The sequence below is a fragment of the Xenorhabdus entomophaga genome, assembly GCF_037996725.1.
In the GTDB taxonomy this organism is placed as follows: Bacteria; Pseudomonadota; Gammaproteobacteria; order Enterobacterales; family Enterobacteriaceae; genus Xenorhabdus; species Xenorhabdus khoisanae.
Genome location: NZ_JBBMXH010000150.1, coordinates 1 through 6,600 on the forward strand (window position 1 = coordinate 1; position 6,600 = coordinate 6,600).

Consider the following 6,600-nt stretch of genomic DNA (forward strand, 5'->3'; position numbering starts at 1 on the left):
CAGAACTCATCGTGGCGCGGGTATCCATACTCATAGAGACGCCGGATAGATTTAAGCAAGCCAACCATACATCAAAATGAGTGTTGCAAAAACGGGGAAGACCATAGATTTTTGCATTCATTTTGCGTAGTTATTCGCAATATCTTTACTCACTTACCCAAAAGTACACCAAATCATATTTTTATCAGTGTCAGCTATTGAGTGCCTATCCATTTTGCGGCATAAAAGGATTTCGATTAGGAGGCCATGCTGAGGTGCATTCATGAAGTGGTTAGGGAAATTTTTTGTCACACTGATATTGTTGCTGATTTTAGCAATGATAGTTATCTATGTTGTTATTCAAACCCACTGGGGAGCTAAACAGTTAAGTCAGTGGCTTAGCAAGCAAGGACATTACCAAATCAGCATTGCGGGCATCAGCCATAGTTGGCGGCAACCTGCCACCCTGACATTAAGCCATGCGGATATCAGTGATAAGCAGAACCCCTTTTCACTCAGTGCCAAAACCATCAACCTTGATTTTAAATGGCAGGATCTGCTGACATCCCAGAATCTTCATCGCCTGACACTGCAACAGGGAACCCTGATATTATTATCAGGAAGAGCGTCAGAAAACCAATTTCCTCTTCCGTTACAAGCTGATATTTTGCAACTGAACCAGATGAATGTTCAGTTAAACAATCCGAATACTGACATTCAAGGAAAAAATATTACCGGTGGCATTACGCCTTGGGTTCCTACTGTGGAAAACCCGTTTGGTAACGGGAAATATCAATTCAGCGCCTCTGAAATCCGTTTAAATGATATTCCGGTTGAAAATGTCATTATGCAAGGCGGTTATCAGGATAACACCCTGACTGTCGATGCGTTTGGCGCAACATTTCTACAGGGTGCCATTTCTGGTGATGGTCAGCGGTTGCCGGACGGCAGTTGGAAATTGAACAATATCCTCATCAGCGATATTCGCTGGCAATCGCCGATGGCACTGAGCACATTGAAGGAAAAAATCAGCCATCTTCCCGCTATTTACGTTAAAGACCTCAATATCACCAATGCCAAGATGCAAGGCTCAAACTGGTCAGCCGATTATTTAGATGGCACCATCAAAAATTTGGGGCTGGTTAAGGGCAGTTGGGATGCTGAAGATGGATTGATTGATTTTAATGCGATGAACATGGCATTCAATAATGCACAGTTCAGCGACACGCTTGGGAAGCTCCGCTTTTCTGATGATATTTTTACCATTGCTCACCTGACAACCCATTATCAAAAGGGATTATTTAATATCCAGTCCCAATGGGATCGCAAAAACCGCCAACTGACTATCAAGGATAGCTCTGTAACCGGGTTACTTTATATCCTGCCAGAGGGATGGCTCAACAATTTCAAAAAAACCGCACCAGAATGGATTTCAGGACTGCAATTAAATGACATTACCATCAATAATACTCTGCTGATTGATGGCAATCCCGGTTTTCCGTTCCAATTAACCACCCTTTCAGGCCATATTGATAAGATGGATATTTTGAAAAATGGCAACTGGGGATTGTGGAGTGGTAAGGCCTATCTGCAAGCCACTGGAGGAACATTCAACAAAATTGAGCTTGCACGCCCTTATCTGCAACTGCACGCTACAGATGGCAAGGTAACTATTGATAAATTAGATGCCTTCACAGGTGATGGGCTGCTAAAAATAACCGGAACCGTTGAACAACAACCTTCCCAAATCCCTTTTAATCTCAATTTCACAGGAATGAATGCGGATCTGAATATCCTGCCACAATGGGGTTGGATACCGCTCAATATTCAAGGAGAAGGAAATTTCTCACTGGCGATTACTGGTGACCTCTCTGCTGATGATATTAAAGGAACAATCCATGGCACATTGAATGCCGAAAATAAATCATCAGGCAAAGAGTCACAGTCTATTGAGCAAGGTTTGATTTCAACGAATCGCTGTACCCCGACAACACATTCTCCTGTAGAAAGCCCGGGTGCTGAACACGCTACAGCAGACAATCACCCTGCAATGGAGAGTCAAGTCTGCGCTAAAATCAAGCTGTAGCAAAACGTTCGGGTGGCATAACAATATAAGTGCCGGTGAATACGCTACCAACACCGTGTTCACCGCTAACCTGCACTTCCAGTGTTACACGTGCTTTATTGCCCCGGGCAAGGCGGGCCAGATCACCACTCATGTTATTAAAATCCGCACTTGCACTGGGGCGCCCGGTAATCGGCTGTCGGTAGCGCATATTGGCATCCACTAAAATGATGTCTCCGCCCAGTTGGCGCTCCTGTAACAGCAACCAAATCAGCCCCCATGCCGTTAAAGTGGCCTGTGAAAACAAACTGCCGGCGAAAATAGTATGGTGTGGGTTTTGGTTTCCGGCTTCAGGCATCGTTGTGATAAAACGCTGCCCTGTATATTGAGTGATACGAAGCCCCATCTTTTCACTCAGGGGAATATGCTTATGCCATGCTTGTTGCAATTCTGCGCACCAGTCAGGGCGATGCAAAATATCATCAAGGCTCACGATAGGTTTGATCATGAGAAAATGGTTAATCGGTGCTGCCTTGGCACCATTGATCAGGCCCCGGTTTTGAAAACCCAATTTATCGAAGAAATCAACGGCATCTTCCCGGGCGCTACAAACAACCCGTTTCACCCCTTCCTGTCTGGCTACAGATTCCAAAGCCATCGCAATCAGTGTACCCAGTCCTTTCCGCTGAACATGGGGATGTACAGCCAGAAAACGGATAGCCCCTTCATTATCCGCATTGATATATAAGCGCCCAACAGCAAGCGGACTACCCTGTTCATCCACCACCATTTGATGATGAGCCATAGAATCGTAACCATCTTTCTCTGAACCAATAGGCTGATGGAGCGGCTTACGCAGCATCTCCCAACGAAATTGGTAGTAGGTTTCCAACTCTTGTTCTGTTTGAGGTACTCTCAGGTGGTACATAGAAACAGCCCCTTATCTTATGTGTTGTCATGTATAATCAGGGAAACGTATGCAGCACACCGTGGGTTATTAGCGTAATTTATTGTATTGTTGTAAAAATCAATCCATTGAAATATTCCACCCACTTCACACTTGCAACCAGAAAGTTACCGGCCCGTCATTTGTCAAACTGACTTTCATGTCTGCAGCAAATTCCCCCATTTCTGTTTTTACACCAGTTACACGGCACTGTTCAACAAAATAGCGATAAAGTTCATCTGCTTTTTTAGGTTCAGCACCACCAGAAAAACCTGGCCTTAAGCCTTTCTGGGTATCCGCAGCCAATGTAAATTGGGACACAACCAGCAAGCTGCCTTGAACTTGCTGAACATTCAGATTCATTTTTCCCTGCCCATCACTGAATACCCGATATCCCATTATTTTTTCGCATAATCGCTGGGCTTTTTGCGGGTTATCGTCTTTTTCAACACCCAGTAACACCAGTAATCCCGGTCCAATTTCCCCAATAGTTTCACCTTCAACAACAACCTTTGCCTGTGTTACACGCTGAATGAGTCCGATCATTTTTCTTGCCTGTTATCCTTGCCCCTTATTGGGCAAGGAGGGTGGAGGAAAACATCTCCCGCAATCAGCGAAAGATATTAAGTGTCTATGGGAAGTGAGAAATCATGCCTTTTAAAATAATCAGGAACTACGTTCCTGTCAGTCACATGAATTGCATTGATACCTGATTTTCTCGCAGCTTCAACGTTTCCAAAAATATCATCAAAGAATACCGCTTGCTCTGCCGCCACATCCTCAGTTTCCAGCACATATTTAAAAATATCAGGATTCGGTTTACGCATACCTAAATCTTGAGATAAATAAAGGAAATCCGTTGATGCTGCAATCTCTGGGTACTGCACAGGCCAGTAATTAAAATGCAGACGATTTGTATTTGACAGTACAACCACACGATGCTCTTGAGCACGCAATTTATTCATTAATTCAAGGACTTCTTGCCTGACACTAATAAAAACCGCATTCCAGCCTTCCTCAAACTGTTCAAAACTGAGCGAAACTTCCATTTCATCGCACATCATTTCTGCAAATTGCCTGTCACTGATTTGCCCACTCTCATGTTTTTCAAAGAGTTCACCTAATGAAAATTTCGGTGTCAGTGTTGCCAGTGGCGTTCCGCTCAAATTACTCCAGACAGCCAGAACTCTTTTAAAATCAATATCAATAATCACATTACCCATATCGAAAATATACAGCATAACCCCTCCTGACTGATTCTTATTGTTTGGTACTTTTATCATAATTTTGTTAAGAAAAAAGGTGAGCAGACAAAAAATAAGCAAATTACTTTTTGCTGAAGGGTTGTTGAATTTAATGAGTCGCTATCGAAGCCCTGACTCGCTGTACAGACGGATTTATCAGAAATGGATAGCAGAGATGATGTTGTGGGATATTATAAAGAACTCAGGGTGCCGAAGCACCCTAAGCTATTCGCATTCAATCAGTCACACGCAATGTGTCGCCAAGAAATTAAACTTCTTTGCTACGACTTGCGCGACGGCGATCGTTTTCAGTCAAATGACGCTTACGCAGACGAATTGACTGCGGAGTGACTTCAACCAGTTCGTCGTCATCGATAAACTCCAACGCCTGCTCCAACGTTTTCTTGATGTGCGGAGTCAGGGTTGTCGCTTCATCCGTACCAGAAGCACGCATGTTAGTCAGCTTTTTACCGGTCAGACAGTTAACGGTCAGGTCATTAGAGCGCGAGTGAATACCGATGATTTGGCCTTCATAAACTTCTGTACCGTGGCCGAGGAACAATTTACCGCGCTCTTGCAGGCTATACAGCGCATACGCAACTGCTTTACCCTGTCCGTTGGCAATCAGTACACCATTCAGGCGGCGACCAATCTCACCTGGGCGAACGTCATCATAGTGACTGAATGTTGCATACAACAGACCGGTACCGGAAGTCATAGTCATGAATTCAGTACGGAAGCCAATCAAACCACGGCTTGGGATCACATAATCCAGACGAACACGGCCTTTGCCATCTGGCAGCATGTCACGCATTTCACCTTTACGCTCACCCAGTGCCTGCATCACGTCACCCTGATGCTGTTCTTCGATGTCCAGAGTTACCTGCTCAAAAGGTTCCTGCTTACGGCCATCAATTTCACGGAAAATAACTTTCGGACGAGAAACGCCCAGTTCAAAACCTTCACGACGCATATTCTCAATCAGAACAGACAGGTGCAATTCACCACGGCCTGATACACGGAATGCATCTGGATCTTCAGTTTCTTCAACACGCAGTGCAACGTTATGAACCAGCTCTTTTTTCAGACGATCAAGGATCTGACGTGAAGTCACGTATTTACCTTCACGACCACAGAACGGTGAAGTGTTTACGCAGAAATACATGCTTACGGTAGGCTCATCAACCGCCAGTGCTGGCAATGCTTCAACCGCATTGACTTCACACAGGGTATCGGAGATGTTCAAATCACCCAGACCAGTAATCGCGATGATATCACCTGCTTCCGCTTTATCAGACTCAATGCGATCCAGTCCCAGGTGGCTGAAAACTTTACCGACTTTACCGTTACGAGTTTTACCTTCGCTGTCGATGAGGGTGATGTTTTGGTTTGGTTTTACCGTACCGCGTTTGATACGACCAATACCGATAACCCCGACATAGTTGTTGTAATCCAGCTGAGAAATTTGCATCTGGAATGGGCCATCAAGATCAACCTTAGGTGGTTCTACGTGCTCAACGACTGCTTGATACAGCGGAGTCATATCTTCAGCCATATCAGTATGCTCGTTACCCGCAACACCCATCAACGCAGAAGCATAAATGATTGGGAAATCCAGTTGTTCATCTGTTGCACCGAGGTTCACGAACAGGTCGAATACTTGATCCACAACCCAATCAGGACGTGCGCCAGGACGGTCAACTTTATTGATAACCACGATAGGTTTCAGACCATGAGCAAAAGCTTTCTGGGTTACGAAGCGAGTCTGTGGCATTGGGCCATCCATCGCATCAACCAGCAGCAGAACACTGTCTACCATTGACATTACACGCTCAACCTCACCACCAAAGTCGGCGTGGCCTGGGGTATCTACGATATTGATGCGGTAATCATTCCATTTAATAGCAGTGTTTTTTGCAAGAATAGTGATACCACGTTCTTTTTCCAGATCGTTGGAATCCATCACGCGCTCAGTAGTTGCAGCACGCTCACCGAAAGTACCGGACTGTTGCAGAAGTTTATCAACCAGCGTGGTTTTACCATGGTCGACGTGAGCGATGATGGCGATATTTCTTAAGTTATTAATTGACAAGTATTTTTACCGTTTTTACTATTTAAAGGAATATTACATGGATGCAGCGTAGCAGTACGCCGCTGTATTCATCTAACACAAATATGCTGCTATTTTACACGTTATAGCTACAGAGTGAAATAAATGTGAGATGTATCACTTTGGGATGGCTCTGTAAGGGCTGTCATATACAGGATCTTAAGCAGTAACCGTATATTTTAGATAGAAAAAAGGCTTCATTTATGATCTGATAATCGTCGCCAAACTAATATCAAAATCAAGGATGAAGCCTGTG

The 6,600-nt window shown here is 44.4% G+C and carries 5 protein-coding genes; 1 reads left to right on the forward strand and 4 read right to left on the reverse strand.

Annotation, left to right across the window (positions count from 1 at the left end):
- Window positions 1-262: 262 nt before the first annotated feature.
- The gene (locus AAC854_RS20505) at window positions 263-2,065 is read left to right on the forward strand and encodes a translocation/assembly module TamB domain-containing protein (RefSeq protein WP_340618717.1); all 1,803 of its coding nucleotides are present in this window, start codon (window positions 263-265) and stop codon (window positions 2,063-2,065) included.
- Here the strand turns inward: AAC854_RS20505 and fabY are convergent.
- The 4 genes from fabY to typA all read right to left on the reverse strand — a co-directional run bounded on the left by fabY (window position 2,055) and on the right by typA (window position 6,326).
- On the reverse strand, window positions 2,055-2,972 hold the full coding sequence (fabY, locus tag AAC854_RS20510; RefSeq protein ID WP_047963918.1) for a fatty acid biosynthesis protein FabY: 918 nt from the start codon (window positions 2,970-2,972) through the stop codon (window positions 2,055-2,057). The genes AAC854_RS20505 and fabY overlap by 11 nt on opposite strands.
- Before the next feature lie 126 nt (window positions 2,973-3,098).
- The gene (gene dtd, locus AAC854_RS20515) at window positions 3,099-3,536 is read right to left on the reverse strand and encodes a D-aminoacyl-tRNA deacylase (RefSeq protein ID WP_340618718.1); all 438 of its coding nucleotides are present in this window, start codon (window positions 3,534-3,536) and stop codon (window positions 3,099-3,101) included.
- 77 nt (window positions 3,537-3,613) lie between these two features.
- Entirely contained in the window at window positions 3,614-4,231 is a 618-nt protein-coding gene (yihX, locus tag AAC854_RS20520) for a glucose-1-phosphatase (RefSeq protein ID WP_340618719.1), read from the reverse strand.
- Window positions 4,232-4,502: 271 nt separating this feature from the next.
- The gene (gene typA / locus AAC854_RS20525) at window positions 4,503-6,326 is read right to left on the reverse strand and encodes a ribosome-dependent GTPase TypA (RefSeq protein WP_340618720.1); all 1,824 of its coding nucleotides are present in this window, start codon (window positions 6,324-6,326) and stop codon (window positions 4,503-4,505) included.
- Window positions 6,327-6,600: the final 274 nt, after the last annotated feature.

Bases quoted from the DNA above. Each gene is read 5' to 3' on its own strand.
- yihX (WP_340618719.1), bottom strand. From the start codon at position 4,231: ATGCTGTATATTTTCGATATGGGTAATGTGATTATTGATATTGATTTT.
- AAC854_RS20505 (WP_340618717.1), top strand. From the start codon at position 263: ATGAAGTGGTTAGGGAAATTTTTTGTCACACTGATATTGTTGCTGATT.
- fabY (WP_047963918.1), bottom strand. From the start codon at position 2,972: ATGTACCACCTGAGAGTACCTCAAACAGAACAAGAGTTGGAAACCTAC.
- dtd (WP_340618718.1), bottom strand. From the start codon at position 3,536: ATGATCGGACTCATTCAGCGTGTAACACAGGCAAAGGTTGTTGTTGAA.